General features: G+C 72.2%; 12 protein-coding genes and 1 pseudogene. 12 read left to right on the top strand and 1 reads right to left on the bottom strand.

Annotated features, from left to right (window positions below; all coding sequences use genetic code 11):
* From H1D24_RS17630 to H1D24_RS17680, 11 genes and pseudogenes are all read left to right on the top strand, one after another.
* Positions 1-1418 (top strand): annotated as a pseudogene (locus H1D24_RS17630) (polynucleotide kinase-phosphatase); the annotation flags it as partial.
* Between the two features lie 296 nt (positions 1419-1714).
* The gene (locus H1D24_RS17635) at positions 1715-3439 is read left to right on the top strand and encodes a VMAP-C domain-containing protein (RefSeq protein ID WP_181658557.1); all 1725 of its coding nucleotides are present in this window, start codon (positions 1715-1717) and stop codon (positions 3437-3439) included.
* A complete protein-coding gene (locus tag H1D24_RS17640; protein WP_181658558.1) occupies positions 3436-4539 on the top strand; it encodes an AAA family ATPase in 1104 nt (367 codons plus the stop codon). Before H1D24_RS17635 ends, H1D24_RS17640 begins: the two co-directional genes overlap by 4 nt.
* A 112-nt stretch (positions 4540-4651) precedes the next feature.
* Positions 4652-8926 carry an FxSxx-COOH system tetratricopeptide repeat protein gene (gene fxsT / locus H1D24_RS17645; RefSeq protein WP_309484359.1) on the top strand — a complete coding sequence of 1425 codons (4275 nt, stop codon included), beginning with the start codon at positions 4652-4654 and terminating at the stop codon, positions 8924-8926.
* A gap of 189 nt (positions 8927-9115) precedes the next feature.
* A complete protein-coding gene (locus tag H1D24_RS17650) occupies positions 9116-10285 on the top strand; it encodes an alpha/beta fold hydrolase (protein WP_181658560.1) in 1170 nt (389 codons plus the stop codon).
* Positions 10282-11487, top strand: a complete 1206-nt coding sequence (locus H1D24_RS17655) for an effector-associated domain 2-containing protein (RefSeq protein WP_181658561.1) — start codon at positions 10282-10284, stop codon at positions 11485-11487. The genes H1D24_RS17650 and H1D24_RS17655 overlap by 4 nt, the downstream gene beginning before the upstream one ends.
* A gap of 100 nt (positions 11488-11587) precedes the next feature.
* On the top strand, positions 11588-11830 hold the full coding sequence (locus H1D24_RS17660; protein ID WP_181658562.1) for a hypothetical protein: 243 nt from the start codon (positions 11588-11590) through the stop codon (positions 11828-11830).
* Between the two features lie 36 nt (positions 11831-11866).
* Positions 11867-13642 (top strand): HEXXH motif domain-containing protein, encoded by a 1776-nt coding sequence (locus tag H1D24_RS17665; RefSeq protein ID WP_258564141.1) that lies wholly within the window; start codon positions 11867-11869, stop codon positions 13640-13642.
* Between the two features lie 29 nt (positions 13643-13671).
* Positions 13672-14910, top strand: coding sequence for an arginine deiminase (locus tag H1D24_RS17670; protein WP_181658563.1), 1239 nt, complete (start codon positions 13672-13674; stop codon positions 14908-14910).
* Positions 14911-15016: 106 nt separating this feature from the next.
* Positions 15017-16024, top strand: coding sequence for an ornithine carbamoyltransferase (argF, locus tag H1D24_RS17675; protein WP_181658564.1), 1008 nt, complete (start codon positions 15017-15019; stop codon positions 16022-16024).
* 207 nt (positions 16025-16231) lie between these two features.
* Positions 16232-17776 carry an amino acid permease gene (locus H1D24_RS17680; protein ID WP_181658565.1) on the top strand — a complete coding sequence of 515 codons (1545 nt, stop codon included), beginning with the start codon at positions 16232-16234 and terminating at the stop codon, positions 17774-17776.
* Here H1D24_RS17680 and H1D24_RS17685 read toward each other — a convergent pair.
* Positions 17736-18188, bottom strand: coding sequence for an ATP-binding protein (locus H1D24_RS17685; protein ID WP_181658566.1), 453 nt, complete (start codon positions 18186-18188; stop codon positions 17736-17738). The genes H1D24_RS17680 and H1D24_RS17685 overlap by 41 nt on opposite strands.
* Positions 18189-18459: 271 nt before the next feature.
* Between H1D24_RS17685 and H1D24_RS17690 the strand changes: the two genes are divergently transcribed.
* Positions 18460-19287, top strand: coding sequence for an enoyl-CoA hydratase family protein (locus tag H1D24_RS17690; protein WP_181658567.1), 828 nt, complete (start codon positions 18460-18462; stop codon positions 19285-19287).
* Positions 19288-19324 lie beyond the last annotated feature (37 nt).

The following is a 19324-nucleotide window of genomic DNA, read 5'->3' on the forward strand; positions in this document are numbered from 1 at the left end:
GCCTCGACACGGGTGTGGTGTTCGGCGGCAAGCTCACCGCTCTGCGCTGGCCGGAGCGGGAGCTCGTCGACGTACCGGCCGAGCAGGTCTGGTACGAGCCGGCCAGGCCGCTTGCCACCGAGGCGCCCGGCGGGCACGAGGGGCGGCCGCTGGACCTTGCCGATGTGCACGGCCGCCGGGTCGTGGAGACCCGGCACGCCGGCCGCGTCTCGGTGCGTGAGGAGAACGCGGCCGCGGCGCTGGAGGTCATGAGCCGGTTCGCCGTCGACCCGAGGCTGATGCCGTACCTGCCGCCGACGATGGCGCCGACCGCGACCTCGCGTATCGAGGGCTACCTGGAGCATCCTGCGGAGGCTTTCGCGCAGTACGCGGCCGACGGGGTCGCGCGGGTCGTGTGCGAGGAGAAGCACATGGGCTCGCGTGCGGTGGCGCTGGTGTGCCGGGATGCGGACGTGGCGCGCGAGCGCTTCGGTGCGACGGCCACTACGGGTGCCACCACCGGCGATGCAGTCGTGACCGGCTCCCTCTACACCCGTACCGGCCGTCCGTTCTTCGACGATGTGACCGTCACCGAGGAGGTCCTCGGACGGCTGCGCACCGCCGTGACCCAGGCCGGGCTGTGGGAGGAACTGGAGACGGACTGGCTGCTGCTCGACGCGGAGTTGATGCCCTGGTCGCTCAAGGCGTCCGGGCTGCTGCGTACGCAGTACGCGGCCGTGGGCGCCGCCTCCGGCGCCGTCTTCCCCGACGCGATCGCCGTCCTGGAGGCGGCCGCGGCGCGCGGGGCCGAGGTGGGCGATCTGCTCGCCAGGCAGCGGGAACGGGCCGCGGACGCCGCCGCGTTCACGGACGCGTACCGGCGTTACTGCTGGACGACCGACGGTCTGGACGGGGTGCGTCTGGCGCCGTTCCAAGTCCTCGCTGTCCAGGGCCGGAGCCTCGCCGCGCTGCCGCACGACGGGCAGTTGGCGCTGATCGACCGCATGGTCGAGCACGACGTCAGCGGCCTGCTCCAGACCACCCGCAGGCTGTTCGTGGACACCGGCGACCCGGCGTCCGTGCAGGCGGGCGTCGACTGGTGGCTGGAGATGACCGGCCGCGGCGGGGAGGGCATGGTCGTGAAGCCGGTCGAGGCGGTGGCTCGCGACGGGCAGGGCCGGTTGGTGCAGCCGGGCATCAAGTGCCGCGGCCGCGAGTACCTGCGGATCATCTACGGTCCCGAGTACACGCGCCCGGACAACCTGGAGCGGCTCCGCGGCCGCTTCCTCGGCCACAAGCGCTCGCTCGCGCTGCGCGAGTTCGCCCTCGGTCTCGAGGCACTGGACCGCCTCGCGGCGGGCGAGCCGCTGTGGCGGGTCCATGAGGCGGTGTTCGCGGTGCTGGCACTGGAGTCGGAGCCGGTGGACCCTCGGCTCTGAGCGGGTGGCACCTCGGCTCGGAGCCGTTGGACGCCCGGCTCTGAGCCGGTGGCCACTCGACTCTGAGCCGTCGGACGCCCGGCTTCGAGCCGGTGGATCCACGCCTGTCGTGGCCGGTCCCGCCCCTGCCGTCCCGCTTGTCGCATCAACCTCGCCTGGTTAACCGTGAGTTGGCGTGCTAACTTCGCTGGGCGGTACAGACAGGCGTACCGACTCATGGGGGACGGTCGGTGGAGGCAGGAGCGGGACGCGGTGGGCCCGGGGGCGATGCCAGGCGTGCGTCCGAGCGTGCGCTCGTGAACCTGCTGACGGACGCCCTGTGCCGGCTCGGCTGCACCGAGGACGCCCAGAGCCGCCTGGAACTGGCCCAGTCACTCGGGCAGGACCTCGGCCGCCCGATAGACCTGCAGGGCAGAAAACAGCGCCCGGACGTGGTCGCCCTGGTGCGTACGGCGCTGAGCGTCCCGGACGGTGAGCTCGTGTTGGCGGACGTCGTCCACGCCTACGAGGGTCCGGACGCCGCCGCCGAACTGCACCGGCTCATCGCCACGGCGGCCCAGCAGCCACCTGCGGTGAGCCTCCAGCAGGGGCCGCTCAGCGGGTACGACATCCGCACCGCTCAGGGCCTGCTGGAGGCCGCCGAGGACGTCCTGCCCGCCGACCGGCTGCGCAACGACCTCGCCGCCGACGTCGTGTGCGAGGTGCCTCTCCACCGCACTCCCACGCAGTTACTGCGCTACCTGGCGGAGTTCATGGTCGAACCGGACGGTCTGCCGCCGGCCGTCCTGCTCCTCGACCACGCCGCCGAGCACGCAGCCGGCACCGAGCATGCCGCGCCCCTCACCGGCTGGGCAGACTCCTGGGCACAGCACGCCGGCCTGACCCACGTCCTCGAGCAGCGGCGCCTCGGACGGGCCACCGCGGTCCTCGACCCGGAGATCCCGCGCTGCCTGATCGTCGCCGTGGACCCCGCCCGGGACACCTCCGAAGACATCGTCGTACGGTCCTGGTTCAACACGGGGCCGGGCCGCTGGGACCCGCAGCCCGCCGAGCCCGAGCACACCACCCTCGACGGACTCGCCCCCGCACTCGAACGGGCCCTGCGGCGCGCCTCGCGCCTGTGGGCGGACCAGCGCACCGACGGCGCCGCCGAACGTCCCGACCCCGAGCACCCCGCGGCGTACGTCGAGTTCATGCTCCCGTACGAACTGCTCAACCACGACATGGCCGGACTGAGGCTCCGTTTCGGGGACGGTGCGGCCATGTCGCTCGCGCTGAAATACGCAGTGCATCTACGCAGCCTGGACCGCATGCGCACGGACGACCCGGTCGTCATGGCAGCCTGGCGCGAGCGATGGCGCACACTGCGCCGGGACGGCGTGAAGGTCCACAGCTGGCTCGGGCCCGACCCCGGTGACCTGGCCAAATGGCAGACCGCACTCGCGGGCGAGCCCGGCTGCACAGCGGTCGTCCTCGATGCGCCCGGCGACGAGTCGGCCCTCACGGCGCTCAAGGCGGCGCTCGCGGAGGGCATCGGCCTCGCGGTCTGGGACCGCAGGGGGGTTTTCGCGCACGAGCGCAGGGAAGTGGTCAGTGCCGTGTTCGCCTCGGTCTCGACGTCCACCCAGATCCCCCTGGCGATCCAGCGGCTGAGGCGCCGGGCCGAGCACGACGTGGCGGGCCCGCTGCTCCTGGGCAAGCACATCGCCTTCTTCTGGGACGATCCGACGCGCCTCGTGGACGTCGACGTCCACGAGGGAGCCGGCCTGATCCGGCACGGCGCGTCCGGCACGGCCGTTGACGCGCTCGTCGGCGCGGAGGCCGACGTATACGGCGATACCGTCGACGAGACCCTCGGCGGGCCGACCGGGCAGAGCACCGGCTTCGGCGCCCGCGACAGCCGCGACCTCCACGAGACCAGCACCGCCGGCTCCGTCAACGGCTCCGGCGCTGTCCACCCCGATCGCGCGGCCGACCCCGGCGGAGAACCGCGCACCGACAGTGAGGAGGCACGGCCATGACGGCGCAGGAGGAGCGCGACCCGCACGCCTGGCGGGTGTTCCAAGCCACGGGCGTGCCCCCGAAGGGGAAGGCGCCGTCCCTGCCGAAGCCACCGGCCTGGCGCCGGTTCGCGGGCGGCCCGGCCCTGCCCGAACCGCCCGCGGACGAGCCCGCCGAGTTGCGGCGCCTCGGCCGCGTCGACATCACCCCGCACCTCGACGAGTCCGAGGTCGACACGGTCAACGCGGCCCTCCTGCTGCGCAGGCCGCTGCTCGTCACGGGCCCGCCCGGAGTCGGCAAGTCGACTCTGGCCTATCTGATCGCCCGTGAACTCGGCCTGGGCCGCGTCCTGTCGTGGAACATCGTCAGCCGCACCTCCTTGCGCGACGGCCTGTACGCATACGACGCCATCGGCCGCGCCCAGGCCATAGCCGCGTGGCGGGCCGAGTCGCGCGCCGCCGGCCCCGACGACTCCCCGCGCCCACCTGCGTCGCCCGAGTCCTCACCGGAGCACACCGGCGACCCCGCGGACGCGCAGCACCGACCGCCCACGCTGGGCGACTTCATCACGCTCGGCCCGCTCGGCACCGCTCTCCTGCCCTACGACCGCCCCCGCGTCCTTCTGGTCGACGAACTCGACAAGAGCGACATCGACCTGCCCAACGACCTCTTGCACGCGCTCGAGAACGGCAGTTACGAGATCGCGGAGCTGGCCCGCGACGCCGCCGACACGGCGAGCGTCCACACCGACGATCTCGGCGGCCGCGCGGACATCCTGCGGGGCAGGGTGGAGTGCCGCCAGTTCCCGATCGTGGTGATCACCAGCAACGGCGAGCGTGAGTTTCCGGCCGCGTTCCGCAGGCGATGCCTGCCCCTGGAGATGCGTATGCCGGGCAAGGAGCAGCTCCTGGCGATCGTGCGCAGCCACCTCGAGGCCGACGAGGAGCAGGCGGAGCCGCTGGTCGACCAATTCCTGCAGCGGGTGCAGGGCGGCGGCACGCATTCCCTCGACCAACTACTCAACGCTGTCCAGTTGACCACTATGGGTGGTTTCCAGGCGGACGGTAACGGGCGTAAGCTCGTGGAGTCGTTGCTCCGCGACCTCGCGAAGGGCCGCTGAATTGAACGGCTTTCCCAGGGAGCGTTCACCCGGTCCAGGCGAGGGCGACACCGGCCGGGCGGTTCCGTCGGCCCATCCACCCCGCACCCCCGCGGGCCACGCCACGCCCGACGTGCCGGAGTCCTCTCCGCACTGGCAGGAACTCGCCGACGCCGTCTGGCTAGCCGCGTACTGGGACAGCCGAGGCCACACCCCCGGGAGCGGTGAGGCCGAGGCGCCGCCACCCCTGCCGCCGTCGGAGCCCGGGCCGCCGCCGGGGCCGATGCCCGACATCCCGTATACGCCGCCGCTCCCCGACACGGGGACCGTGCCGTCTCCGATGCCGGACGCCGACCCCGAAGGCCCGCTGACCCTGCGCCTGGACCGGCCGCGGCTGCCCATGCCCGATTCCGACCGGCCCGCCCCCGCCCGGCGCACCGCGCTGTTAGCCCGCTCTTTGCACCGAGTCGGCCGCCGGGTGCCCTCCCGTACCGCGCTGGAACTCGACGAGGTCCTCACCGCCGAGCGGGCTCTCGCCGACGATCTGTGGCTGCCGTACTTCCGGCGCGCCGAGGACACCGCGTTCGACCTGGTCCTGCTCGTCGACGACGCGCCCACGGTGCGCATCTGGGACGAGGACCTGGCGAGGCTGACCTCCGCGGCGGAGGCCAGCGGGGCCTTCCGCGACGTCCGCCCCGTCAAGGTGGTCCTGCCCACGGAGGGCGCGCCCTCGCTGCGCTGGGACACCACATCCGGCGCCGACCCCGCCGAACTCCTCGACGGCAGCGGCACCCGGATCTTCCTCGTGGTCACCGACGGCCTCGCGCACGGCTGGGCGGGGCGGGCCGCCGACGCGCTGCTGACCCGCCTCGGCCGCGCCGGACCCACCGCGGTCGTCCATCTGCTGCCACCCCACTTACGGCACCGCTCGTCGCTCTACCCGTACCCGGCGGTCCTGGAGGCGGGCGGTTTCGGCGCACCCAACCCCGTTCTGCTGCACCGGCCGCCGACCAGCGGACCCGACCCGGTACGTCCCCTGCCGGAGGGCGGGGACGACACCGTGCCCGTGCCGGTGCTCTCGCTCAAGCCCCAGTCGCTGGCCGCCTGGGCCGACCTGGTGACCGGCGAACGGGGTTTGCGGCACGCCCTGCCCGTCGTACTGGCGGGCGCGCTCACCAAGGGCTCGCCCGCGCCCGGCCTGAACGCCCCGCGCCACGGCCTGCCCGCCGCCGCCCGCGCCATCGTGCGCCGCTTCCGTACCCTCGCCACTCCCGCGGCGCGCCGCCTCGCCGCCCATCTGGCCACCGTGCCCATCGACTTCGGTCTCATCGACCAACTCCGCCGGCGCGCCATGCCCGAGACGGGCCCAGCTCATCTCGCGGAGATCTTCATGGGCGGCCTCATCGACTGGGACGGTGCGGGCGAAGGACGCCCCGACTTCGCCGACGGAGTGCGCGAGGCCCTGCTCGCCACGACGACCCGCCCTCAACTCGCCCGCATCGTCGGCCTGCTGGGGGAACTGCCTGCGGCCGGCCGAGGCGGGGTGGCGCTGCGGGCCGCGGTGCGCGACCCCGTCGGCCGTCCGCTGCCCGACCCGTGGGACGACTGGTGGCGCCCCGAGCTCGCCATCATGCGGGCGCTCTCCGGGAACATGTACAGCGAACGGGCCAACCGCATCGAACTGCCTCAAACTTTTGAACTCCCGCAAAATGGTATGAATCGACACGATCTTGTTCCTGCCGGGCATTCTCCGGAGTCGTCACCGTCCGTCACGGACGGCGTTGACCAGGATGAGAACGCCGATAGACCCTCTGGAGAGCTCGTGCCGATTCCGGTCCTCCCCGCCACGTCCGACCCTCAAGCCCCGGAGGCTGAGCCACCCATGCACAGCAGCACCACCAGCGCAGGGAACGCCCTTCTGGTGAACGTACCCCTGCGGAACACATCGTTCGTCGGGCGTACGGCGCTGCTGGCCCTGGTGGAGGAGCAACTGGAGGCCCAGGACGCCGCGGCGGTGCTGCCGCACGCACTGCAGGGCCTGGGCGGTGTCGGCAAGTCGCAGCTCGCCCTCGAGTACGTGTACAAGCACCAGCAGCAGTACAAGGTGATCTGCTGGATCCCCGCCGAGCGCGAGAGTCTCATCCTCGGTGCGCTCTCACAGCTCGCCGCCCGTCTCGGCGTCGTCCCCGCCGACGCGGAGAACCGGGGCGCCCCGGCCGCCAACACCGCTGTGCCCGCGGTCCTGGAAGCACTGCGCACGGGCGTTCCGTACGACAACTGGCTGCTGGTGTTCGACAACGCGGAGGACATCGACACCGTCCGCGGCTACTTCCCCGCGAACGGGCCGGGCAAGATCATCGTCACCTCGCGCAACCGCGACTGGGAGCGGGTCGCCACCCCGCTGCCGGTGGACGTCTTCGAGCGCGACGAGTCGATCCAGCTGCTGCAGAAGCGCTCTCCCGATCTGTCCCGCGAGGAGGCCGGGCAACTGGCCGGGGCGCTCGGCGACCTGCCCCTCGCCGTCGAGCAGGCGGGAGCGTGGCGGGCGGTCACCGGCATGCTCGTCAGCGAGTACCTCGCGCTCCTCGATCAGCGCAGCCCGGAGATCCTTGAGCTCGACCCCAACCCGGACTATCCGGTCTCCGTCGCCGCCGCCTGGGACATCTCGCTCGGCCGCATCGCCGAGAACAACCCCGGCGCCCGCAAACTCCTCGACATCTGCGCCTGCATGGCCCCCGAGCCCGTGCCGCTCTCGCTGCTCCGAGGCAGCCGCGGCATCGACATCGCGCCCGACATCAACCCGGTGCTGCGCGAGTCGATCAAGCTCAGCCGGGCCATCCGCGACCTGAGCCAGTTCTCGCTGGTGAAACTGGACCTGCGCAACGACACACTGCAGATGCACCGGCTGCTGCAGAACGTGCTGCTGACCAAGCTCGGGGAGGAGGAGCGCCAGACGACCCGTGGCGCCGCTCACCAGCTGCTGTCCGCGGCGAAGCCCGGTCAGCCATCCTCGTCCCTGGAATGGCCGGCTTACCTGGCGCTGCTGCCGCACATCCTCACCTCCGAGGCGGTCGCCAGCGACGACACCTGGGTACGCGATCTCATCCACGACACGACGTCGTTCCTGTACTACTGGGGCGACCACGAGAACGCGGTCGTCCTCGCCAGGCAGGCGCGCGAGACGTGGACTCGGACTTCCGGTGAGGACAACGCGCAGGCCCTGCGGATCTCCAAGCTCCTCGCCTTCTGCCTGCGTGTTCTCGGCCGGGTCGCCGAGTCGATTCCGCTCAACGAAGAGGCGCTGGAGATCTCCCGCCGCGCCGGTGTCGACGAGGAGGAGCTCCTCGACTCGATGACCCAGATGTGCGACGCGCTGCGCTACCAGGGCGCGTTCACCCAGGCTCGCGACCTCGCCCAGGAGGCGTACGACCGGGCCAGGTCGCAGTTCGGGCCCGAGGACCCGACGACGCTTCAGGCGGCTCACGCCCTCGGGGTGGGGCTGCGCCTGTGCGGGCAGTACCGGGAAGCACTCGCCCTCGACCAGGAGACGCACCGTCTGCGCGACCTGCTGTTCGGCCCGAACAGCGGCCTCACCTTCAACACCCTCAACGCCGTCGCCCTCGACATGTGCGAGAGCGGCGACTACCCCGGGGCACGGGACCGCCAGGAGGAGACGTACCGCAGGCAGCGCGAGGCCGTCGGCGAGGGCAACCCCACCGCCATGGCCGCCGCTCGCAACCTCGCCGTGCTCCGGCGCCGCGACGGCGCCGTGACCGAGGCCGCGAAGCTCTCAGAGGAGACGCTGCGCCGCCTGACGGCACGCTACGGCGACGACCACTCGGCCACCCTCACGGTGGCGATCAACGTAGTCGTCGACCGGCGCCTGGTCGGAGACCTGCAAGGGTCGCGCTCCTTGGGAGAGGAGACCGTGCGCCGCAACACGCAGCGCCTCGGCCCCGACCACGCGCACACCCTCATCACCATGGCCAACCTGGCGGCCACCGGGCGTGCCCTTGGTGATGTGTACACGGCACAGGAACTCGACGACGCGGCCGCGGCGCGCCTCACGGCGACCCTCGGCAAGCGCCACGTGCTGACCCGGACCGTCGCCATCGGCCAGGCCAACAACCACTACGCCCGCCTGGACTTCGAGCACGCCCACGAGGTCGACGAGGCCAATCTGCCGCTGCTGACCGAGGCAGTCGGCCCGGACCACCCGCTGACCTTCGCCTGCACCGCCAACCTCGCCCTGGACCTGCGGGGGCTGGGCCGCGGCGAGGAGGCCGACGAACTGGGCCGGCGCGCCGTGGAGGGCTTCACCCGCGTGGTGCGCAGCGACCATCCCTGGCTGCTGGCGGCCCAGCAGCGCCGGCGCATCGAGTGCGACCTTGCGCCGATGCCGCTGTAGAGGCCGCGGTAGAAGGCCCCTGCGAAGACCGCTGCAGAGGGTCCGGTTCCCGGGGCGGTGACACCGCGTGTCATCGCCCGGGGTGCTATCCAGAACGTCCATGCCACACTGGTGATGTGACGCTGTGACAGTCATGTGACGACCGTGGCATTGCTGCCACGGTCACGGCGCCGACGGGGGGTTGCGCGTATGACGGGGACGACGGTCGTCTTCATCCACGGGACAGGGGTGCGCGAGCCGCGCTTCACCGCGCTGGCCGAGAGCGTCCGCGCCTCGCTCGACGCCGAGCGGTCCGGGCTGCGGTTCGTACCGTTCTACTGGGGCGACACCCATGGCGCGACACTCGGCGCCGGAGGTGCCAGTCTGCCGCCGTCCACCGGGCATGCCCGGACCCTGGCCGCCCAGGACGGGGACGGGGGCGACATCGCCGCCTGGGGAGTCCTCTACGACGACCCCGACGCCGAACTCGCCTTGGCCGCCGCCGCCGCGCCGCCCAAGGCCGAGCGCCCTCCCGGCGCGGCCCGCCCCGAGCAGTCCGTGCGCGTCCGCCTGGGCGAGCTGGCCGCCCAAGGGGACGCAGCCGCGGCCGAACTGGGGCCCGGGCTCGCCGAGTCCGCGACCGCGCTGGCCGCCCACCCGCTGCTCGCACCGGCTGCCGCCGCCCTGTCCCCGGAGGACCTGGCAGTCCTCCTCGCCCGCGCCCTGACAGCCCGTGTCATCGCCGCCGCGCTCGACGCCGACGCACCGCTGATCCCCGACGGCGACACCCGCGACGCCGTGGCCGCCTGCCTCGCCGAGACCCTGGGCGCGCCACCCGCCGGCAGCGGGCGCACACTCCGCGGACGCTTGCTGCGCATCGCGACGGGCGCCGCGGCACGGGCCGCCCTGCGCCGCCGCCGCGCCCTCACCGAGGCCGCCCACCCCGCCGCCGGCGACATCCTGCGCTACCTCAGCCGCGGCGAGCCTCTGCGGGCCGAACTACGCGCCCTGATAGGCGAGTTGCACGGACCCGTGGTCCTCATCGGCCACAGCCTCGGCGGCATCATCGCCCTCGACACCCTCGTCGGCGCGCCGCTGCCCCAGGTCCGCCTCCTGGTGACGGCCGGTTCCCAGGGTCCGTTCCTGTACGAGTCCGGCTCCCTGCCTTCGCTCACCCACCCGCAGCCGCTGCCGCCCCACGTTCCCGACTGGCTCAATCTGTACGACCCCCGGGACCTGCTCGCGTACCTCGGCGCGGGTCTCTTCCCCGGCCGCGTCACGGACGTGTCCGTCGACAGCCGCCAGCCCTTCCCCGCCTCGCACAGCGCCTACTGGACCAACCCCGCCGTCTACCGCCACATCGTGGGCCGCCTGCCGTGAGCCACCTCAGCCCCGACCGGGTGCACGCACTGATCGTCGGTATCGAGCGGTACGACGCGGGGCACAGCTGGGACCTTCCGGGGCCCGCCCGTGACGCCCTCGCCTTCCACTCCCTGCTGCGTTCCGCCGGTGTCCCGGACTCCCGACTCAGGCTCCATCTCGCCCCGTTGGAAGGCTTCGCGCCGGGCATTCCGTACGCGGGCGCCGACCACGCCACCCTCCGACGTACCCTCGTCCACGAACTCTCCCCGGCGCAGGGCGACGTGCTGTGGGTGTGGTGGGGCGGCCATGGCGTCCTCGACCGGTCCGGGCACACCCGCCTGCTCTGTGCCGACGCCACGACCGGCGACAAGGTGTCCATCGACCTGGAGTCGGCGCTCGACCGGTACACGAGCGACGCAGTGGCATCGCTCACCGACCAGTTGTGGATCGTCGACGCCTGCGAGACGTTCGAGGAGGACCTGGACTTCCGGGATCCGCTGCCGCCGGACGCCCTGCCCGGCGGGCACCGGACTCTGGCCCACCGTCAGATCGTGCTGCGGGCGGCGGGCCGTGGCAGGGAGGCCGCCAACGACCCTGTTCGTGCCACCGGTCTCTTCTCCGAGATCGTGCTCGGCCTGCTCGCCGAGCGGGCCGCCGACTTGCCCGCTCTGCCCGACCCGGAGGAGTTCTTCCCCGTCGTACGCGCCAAGGTGGAAGAACTGCGGGCCGCGCATCGCACCGCGCAGGACCCGGAGATCCTGCTGCGCAGCCCTGGGCGGACCGAGGTGCTGCCCCCCGCCACATCTCAAGCGCCCGCCACGTCCCAGCCCGCCACGTCTCAAGCGCCCGCGCCCCAAGCGCCCGCGCCCCAAGCGCCCGCGCCCCAAGCGCCCGCCGCGCCCCAACTGCCCGCGCGTTCCCCGCTGCCGCGCGCCGTGGATGCACTGCTCGCGTATCCGCTGATGGCCGACCCGGCCGAACGGCAGACCGTGGTCGGCCAGCTCAGCCCCGCTCTCACCGGAACGCTGCCCCGGCACACCAAGGCGCGTACGGATGTCACCGGCATCCTCACTGCGCTGCGCCGCCGGGGTCCCGCCGCGCTGCAGGAGCTGTACGACGCTGTGGTCGCGGTCGACGACGACCCGACACTTGCGGCCGAACTCGAGGCCTCCCTGCGGGAGTTGACGCCGAGAAAGGACGAACCTGGGCGGTCGGCCTGATCATGTGGCCTGATCGCACAGGTTTCCGACGAGGGCCCGCTTGGCCATGATGGAAGGAGACGGGGCATTGCGTGCCACCGTGCGTGAAGGGGGACCGATCTTGGATCAGCCAGCACCCGCCAGGCACGACGCCGACGTCGTAGCCATCCATCCGTCCCCCACGTCGGACGCCGCGGGAGCCCCCGCCTGGGAGTCGGAGCTGGCAGACCTCACGGGGATGCCCCTCACCGACGTGGAGTCACTCGCCCCCCTCTCGCCAGGGGCCCGCCTGCTCGGGGAAGTGCTCCGCGCCCGCTCCAGCATCCGTGGAGGGGGCGGCGATCCACCCGGACGCGCCGAGTAGCCGCCCTCGCCCGCCCACTCACGAAGGCCGCGCGCAATGACCCAGCACGGTACGACCACGCACGGCATGGCACCCCCGTACCGCCCAGAGCCGCACCGCCCCTCGCATCCGCCGCTCACCATGCCCGACCACCTCTTCGCGCAGCTCGCCACGGGCGGCCACTCAGCCGAGGCCCTGGCATTCCTGGAGCGCGGTGAGCGCGCGCGCCGGCTGCTCCTCCTGCGCACCCTGCTCGACCGGCTCGACGCCCTGCCCACGCCGCTGACGCCGCCCACGCGGGCCTGGGCCGTCCTCAAGGAGGCGGCCGGGGCGGCGCCCGAGGCCGTGGAGCGGCTGCTGCTCGCACCGGGGACGGGCAGCTGGCTCGGCCACGTACTGCGCCGCAGTCACGGCACGTCCTCCGGGCCGCCGATGTGGGCCGAGGCCGGGCACCTGTGCGCACTGGCCGTCGTCGCGGCCGTGCACGCCGGCACGACCGCCGACCTCCTCGTCCCCCTCATGGACGGCGCCCTGCACCTGCCCGGTCTCGGGCGCCTGCGGGTGCCGGGCGTGGCACCTCACCCCACGGTGGGGCGGGCGCGGGTCAGCGGGGGAGAGGTGACGGTGACCGTGCCGGGCGCCCCCGGCGTGCCGGCCGTGCGCTGCCGCCCCGCCACCGTCCCCGCGGGCAGCTCCGAAGCGGCGGTCGGCGCAGGACCGCACTGGCTTCCGCTGCGCACCCTCGCCCTCCCCGCCTCCGCGGGCGGCGGAACGGTACTGCTCGACGACCTCGATCCGTACCGCGACCTCGACGGGCCCGTGCCGGCGGAACGGCTCGACGACGAGGAGACCGCGGCCTGGCAGCGGCTGTTCGACGAGGCTCTGGGGCTGCTGCTCGGGGCGCGCAGCGGTGAGGGGCCGGATGACGGGCGCGGGCCGGACACCGGGTACGGGCCCGGGCGGCTCGTCCCCGCCGCGGTTCGTGTCGTCGTCCCCTGGGGACGTACCACGAGCACGCCTCCGCCCCCGCCCTTCGTCCGCACCTCCGCCACCAGCGGCGACGCTTACGGTGCCATGGTGGTCTCGCGGCCCGCGACGGCCGTCGCCCTCGCCGAGACCCTGGTCCACGAGTTCCAGCACAGCAAACTCGCCGCTCTTCTCCACCTCTTCGAGCTGATCGACGACGACCGCGCCGAGTGCCATTACGCCCCGTGGCGGCCCGACCCCCGCCACCTCACCGGCCTGCTGCACGGGGCCTACGCCTTCACGGCCGTCACCGGCTTCTGGCGCGACCGCCTCGCCGACGATCCCAGCAGCCCCACCGCCGCGTACCACTTCGCGCTGCGCCGGCTCCAGACCCGTGTCGTCGTGCGGACCCTGCTCGGCAGCGGCCGGCTCACCGCACCCGGGCGGCGCCTGGTGTCCGGGCTCGCCGCAACCCTCGACGGGTGGCTGCGCGAGCCCGTGGACGCGGCCGCGCTCGCCCGGGCGCGCACGGCCGCCGCCCTGCACCGCACCGAATGGCGGCTGCGCAACCTGGACGGCCCCGGTGCCCGGCCCTGCCTCCCCGCCGGCGCCCTTCCGTGGGCCGACACCCGTACCCACGCCTTCGCCGAGCCGCCCGCCGCGCCCCGCACAGCCGACGAGTACCTGGCCGCCGGCGACCCCGCCAGTGCCGTCGCCCGGTACGCCGACATGCTGGCGCGCACCCCGGACGATCCGGCCACCCTCGCGGGCTGGATCGTCGCCCGGGCCGCGCTGCACCCCGGCCGCGGCGACGCCCGGCGCGCGCTGGCCCGCCCCGAACTGCTGACTGCTGCAACCGAGGGGTGAAGGGGTGGCCGAGTGGTCAGGATGAGGGCATGGGATTCCATGTCGACTCCGAGGCCGGGCGGCTGCGGCGCGTCATCCTGCACCGCCCCGATCTGGAACTCAAGCGGCTCACTCCGAGCAACAAGGACGCGCTGCTCTTCGACGACGTGCTGTGGGTGCGCCGGGCGCGGCAGGAGCACGACGGGTTCGCTGATGTCCTGCGCGACCGCGGCGTGACGGTCCATCTCTTCGGTGACCTGCTCACCGAGACCCTCGCCATCCCGGCGGCCAGGAACCGCGTACTGGACCGGGTCTTCGACGAGAAGGAGTACGGTCCGTTGGCCACGGACCATCTGCGGGCGGCCTTCGAGACGATGGGCCCGGCCGAGCTCACCGAGGCGCTGGTCGGCGGGATGACCAAGCGGGAGTTCCTGGAGCGGCACCCGGAGCCCACATCGGTCCGCTTCCATGTCATGGAGCTCGACGACTTCCTGCTCCACCCCCTGCCCAACCACCTCTTCACCCGCGACACTTCGGCCTGGATCTACGACGGGGTCTCGATCAACGCGATGCGCTGGCCCGCCCGGCAGCGCGAGACGGTGCACTTCGAGGCGATCTACCGGCACCACCCGCTGTTCCACGCCGACCGGGCCGGCCCGTTCCACACGTGGTCGGAGGGGCAGCACGACTACCCGTCGACCATCGAGGGCGGCGACGTGCTGGTGATCGGCAACGGCGCCGTGCTCATCGGCATGAGCGAGCGGACGACCCCGCAGGCCGTCGAGATGCTGGCGCACAAGCTCTTCGCCGCCGGGTCGGCGCAGACCATCGTGGCACTCGACATGCCCAAGCGGCGTGCGCTCATGCATCTCGACACCGTCATGACGATGATCGACGGCGATACGTTCACGCAGTACGCCGGACTCGGCATGCTCCGCTCGTACACCATCGAGCCGGGCGTCGACGGCCGGGAGCTGAAGGTCACCGACCATCCGCCGGAGCACATGCACCGGGCGATCGCCGCGGCCCTCGGGCTGAGCGAGATCCGTGTGCTGACCGCCACACAGGACGTGCACGCGGCCGAGCGGGAGCAGTGGGACGACGGCTGCAACGTCCTCGCGGTCGAGCCGGGTGTGGTCGTCGCCTACGAGCGGAACTCGACGACGAACACCCACCTGCGGAAGCAGGGCATCGAGGTCATAGAGATCCGGGGAAGCGAGCTGGGGCGGGGGCGGGGTGGGCCGCGGTGCATGAGCTGTCCGGTGGAGCGGGAGGCTGTGGCCGCGTAGTGGTGCAACGCGTCGGCGCCTCATCGACCTCGACGATCCGCATACAAATGTTGACGATCGTATAGACTTCCATGGTTCCCGCATCCGTACACCCAGGAGAGCTCCCATGGCGACAGTCCCGACCGGTCTCACCGGCCGCCACTTCCTCAAGGAGCTGGATTTCACCGCCGAGGAGTTCCGGAGCCTGATCGACCTGGCCGCCGAGCTCAAGGCGGCCAAGAAGGCGGGGACCGAGACCAGGCGGCTGACCGGCCGGAACATCGCGCTGATCTTCGAGAAGACCTCGACCCGTACGCGCTGCGCCTTCGAGGTGGCGGCCGCGGACCAGGGCGCGTCCACCACGTATCTGGACCCGTCCGGGTCGCAGATCGGGCACAAGGAGTCGGTGAAGGACACGGCGCGTGTGCTCGGGCGGATGTTCGACGCCATCGAGTACCGCGGGGACAGCCAGGCCGCTGTCGAGGAGCTCGCCGCCCACGCGGGCGTGCCCGTCTACAACGGTCTCACCGACGACTGGCACCCCACGCAGATGCTGGCCGACGTGCTCACGATGACCGAGCACAGCAGCAAGCCGCTGGAGCGGATGGCTTTCGCCTACCTCGGCGACGCCCGCTTCAACATGGGCAACTCGTACCTGGTCACGGGCGCGCTGCTCGGCATGGACGTACGCATCGTCGCCCCGAAGTCCTACTGGCCGGCCGAGGAGATCGTGACGGAGGCCCGGCGGCTCGCCGAGAAGTCGGGTGCGCGCATCACCCTCACCGAGGACGTCGCCGAGGGCGTGCAGGGTGCGGACTTCGTCGCGACCGATGTGTGGGTGTCGATGGGGGAGCCCAAGGAGGTGTGGGACGAGCGCATCGCCGCGCTCGCGCCGTACGCCGTGACGATGGACGTGCTGCGCGCGACCGGCAATCCCGACGTGAAGTTCCTGCACTGCCTGCCGGCCTTCCATGACCTGGGCACCAAGGTCGGCCGCGAGATCCACGAGCGTCACGGCCTGGACTCCCTCGAGGTCACCGACGAGGTCTTCGAGTCCGCGCACTCGGTCGTCTTCGACGAGGCCGAGAACCGGCTGCACACCATCAAGGCGGTGCTGGTCGCGACGCTCGGCTGAGGCCCTTTAGCATTTCGGGGGCGCTCCCCGGCGCCTTTGGTCACGTCGCAAACACGAGACACCGTCTCGCAACACCGACACCGCTTCGGAACACCGACACCGCTTCGCACAACCGTAAACACCGGCAGGCCCGGACCACCCTTCCCGTGCCCGCCGCCGCGCGGCCCACCCCGCCGCGTCCAGCACCACCAGAAACGAGAACCACCCATGCCCCGCCCCCGCCCGTCCGGATCCGGACTCCGGGTCAAATCCCCCGAACTGCTCGTCGCCGAATCGGGCGCGGACCTCGAAGGCCATGGCCTGAGGCGCACCATGGGGCTGTTCCAGCTGGTGTGCTTCGGTGTCGGCGCGGTCGTCGGCACCGGTATCTTCGTCGGCCTGTCCGACACGGTCGCCGAGGCCGGTCCGGCGGTCGTCATCTCCTTCGTGCTGGCCGCGATCAGCTGCATCTTCACGGCCTTCTCGTTCGCCGAGCTGGGCGGTGCGATACCGGTCTCCGGCTCGTCCTACTCCTTCGCCTACGCCACCCTCGGCGAGCGCATGGCGTTCCTCGTGGGCTGGTGCCTGCTCCTCGAGTACGGCGTCTCGGCCTCCGCGGTCGCCGTCGGCTGGGGTCAGTACCTCAACGAACTCCTGGACAGCGTCATCGGCTGGGAGCTGCCGGCCGCCCTCGCGAACCCGCCGGGCGACGGCGGCGTCGTGAACGTCCCGGCCGTGATCGTGATGGTGCTCGCCGCGCTGCTCCTGGTTCGCGGTATGCGCGAGAGCGCGCGGGCGACCGCCGCCATGGCCGTTCTGAAGATCGCCATCCTGGTCCTCTTCTGCGGTATCGCCTTCACCGCCTACCAGCAGGGCAATCTCTCCGACTTCGCGCCCTTCGGCGTAGCGGGCATCACCTCGGGCGCCTCGCTCGCCTTCTTCTCGTACATCGGCTTCGACGCCATCACCACGGCCGGTGAAGAGGTCAAGAACCCGCGGCGCAACATCCCGCTCGCCATCCTGATCTGCCTCGGCATCGTCACCGTGCTGTACTCCCTGGTCGCGGTTGCCGCGATCGGCGCGTTCTCCGCGGACGGCGTGGCCGGGACGCCCGCGGCGCTGTCGCTGATCGTCAATGAGGTCACCGGCTCGACCGTCGGGGGCGCCGTGATCGCCTTCGGCGCGGTCGTCGCGATCGCCTCGGTCGTGCTCGCCGTGATGTACGGGCAGACCCGCATCCTGATGTCGATGTCCCGCGACGGCCTTGTCCCGCGCGTTTTCGAGCGGATCTCGCCCAAGACGTCCACGCCGGTCGCCGGCACCTGGATCGTCGCGGTCGTCTTCGCGATCCCCGCGGCCGTCGTACCGCTCGACGCGATCATGAACCTGACGACCATCGGCACGCTCGCCGTCATGGCGGTCGTCAACTTCGCCGTGATCGCGCTGCGCCGCAGCCGCCCGCAGCTGAAGCGCAGCTTCCGGGTGCCGCTCTACCCGGTCAGCCCGCTGCTGGGCATCGGCTTCTGCGTGTATCTGATGTACGGCACCGGTGTCGAGACCTGGGTGCAGTTCGCCGTGTTCCTGGCTGTGGGGGTGCTGGTGTACGCCGGGTACGGGCGCCGTCACTCGAGGCTCGGGGCGCAGGCCGCGTCGGCGTCGGCGTCGGCGTCGGCGTCGGAAGAGGCTGGGCCGGATGCGGGGCCTGGGGTCGACCCGGGTGCCGAGCCGGAGCCTACGAAGGCCGCCGCTGCTGAGGTACCGCGGGGAGCCTGAACCAGACCGCCTTGCCCGTCGTGGTGGGGCGGTGACCGCAGGAGGAGCTCAGGGCGCGGATCAGGAGAAGGCCGCGCCCGTGCTCCTGCCAGGGGTCCGGCGGCTCGACGGGGTCCGGCTGGGTGAGCTGAGCGGGCGGCGCGGGGTCGCGGTCGTGCACCTCGACCTGACAGCCGGTGGGCAGCAGTTCCACCACCAGCTCTATGGGGGTGTGTCCCTCGGTGTGCTCCACCGCGTTGGCGACCAGCTCTGCGGTGAGCAGCTCGGCGGTGTCGCTCTCGCTTGCGCAGCACTCGATCTCGGCGAAGGCCGTACGGACCAGGGCGCGGGCGACCGGCACGGCTGCGGTGCTGTGCGGCAGCGTGATGCGCCAGGCGGAGGGCGTGGGGCTCGTGGCTGGGAGGTCGTACACGATAGGTCCGTTCGGGAGCAGGTGATCCGGGGTCGTCCTGCTTTCAACCGTATGAATGGTAAGGGGTGCCGGTGCAGAGGCTCCGGTCGGGTCTGTCCGGGACGAATGTCCCTGGTGGTGCGGGGTGCGTGGGCCCGGGGGGCGCAGGCCGGGAGGCTGGGCCGTAAGGCACGACAGGGTCCCCGGAACGCTATTGCGGGATAGTGACGACGGTCAGATATCGGTGATAACTTCGGGAGAGTAGCCGCCCCGTCCGAGGAGGCCGCACGTCATGAGTCCCTTCATCGGCTCCGCATCGCGCACCCGCGACTGGCGTCACGTCCGCTGCGCCGTCTCCGACGGGGTCGCCACCGTCACCCTGGCCCGCCCCGAGAAACTCAATGCGCTCACCTTCGGTGCCTACGCCGATCTACGCGATCTGCTCGCCGAGATGTCCCGCGAGAAATCCGTACGTGCTCTGGTGCTCGCCGGGGAGGGGCGCGGCTTCTGCTCCGGTGGGGACGTCGACGAGATCATCGGCGCCACGCTTGCCATGGACACATCCCAGCTGCTCGACTTCAACCGGATGACCGGGCAGGTCGTACGGGCCCTCAGGGAATGTCCCTTCCCGGTGATCGCCGCCGTCCATGGTGTGGCGGCGGGTGCGGGCGCCGTCCTCGCACTGGCCGCAGACTTCCGGGTCGCCGACCCCTCGGCCCGTTTCGCCTTCCTCTTCACCAGGGTGGGCCTCTCCGGGGGTGACATGGGTGCCGCCTATCTGCTGCCGCGGGTCGTCGGGCTCGGCCACGCCACGAGGCTGCTGATGCTGGGCGAGCCCGTGCGGGCGCCGGAGGCCGAGCGGATCGGGCTGATCAGCGAGCTCACGGACGAGGGACAGGCGGACGAGGCCGCCCACGCACTGGCCCGCCGCCTCGCCGACGGTCCCGCCCTCGCCCTCGCCCAGACGAAGGCGCTGCTCACCGCGGAACTGGACATGCCGCTCGCCGCCTCGGTCGAACTGGACGCGTCGACGCAGGCGCTCCTCATGAACGGCGAGGACTACGCCGAGTTCCATGCGGCCTTCACCGAGAAGCGGCCACCGAAGTGGCGGGGGCGATAGCGGTGCCGGCGGCGCGGTATGCGCCGGAGCCTGCTCC

This window comes from Streptomyces himalayensis subsp. himalayensis (assembly GCF_013778455.1).
In the GTDB taxonomy this organism is placed as follows: Bacteria; Actinomycetota; Actinomycetes; order Streptomycetales; family Streptomycetaceae; genus Streptomyces; species Streptomyces himalayensis.

Coding starts and splice junctions, on each gene's coding strand:
- H1D24_RS17640 (WP_181658558.1), top strand. CDS start 3,436: ATGACGGCGCAGGAGGAGCGCGACCCGCACGCCTGGCGGGTGTTCCAA.
- H1D24_RS17650 (WP_181658560.1), top strand. CDS start 9,116: ATGACGGGGACGACGGTCGTCTTCATCCACGGGACAGGGGTGCGCGAG.
- H1D24_RS17665 (WP_258564141.1), top strand. CDS start 11,867: ATGACCCAGCACGGTACGACCACGCACGGCATGGCACCCCCGTACCGC.
- H1D24_RS17670 (WP_181658563.1), top strand. CDS start 13,672: ATGGGATTCCATGTCGACTCCGAGGCCGGGCGGCTGCGGCGCGTCATC.
- argF (WP_181658564.1), top strand. CDS start 15,017: ATGGCGACAGTCCCGACCGGTCTCACCGGCCGCCACTTCCTCAAGGAG.
- H1D24_RS17680 (WP_181658565.1), top strand. CDS start 16,232: ATGCCCCGCCCCCGCCCGTCCGGATCCGGACTCCGGGTCAAATCCCCC.
- H1D24_RS17690 (WP_181658567.1), top strand. CDS start 18,460: ATGAGTCCCTTCATCGGCTCCGCATCGCGCACCCGCGACTGGCGTCAC.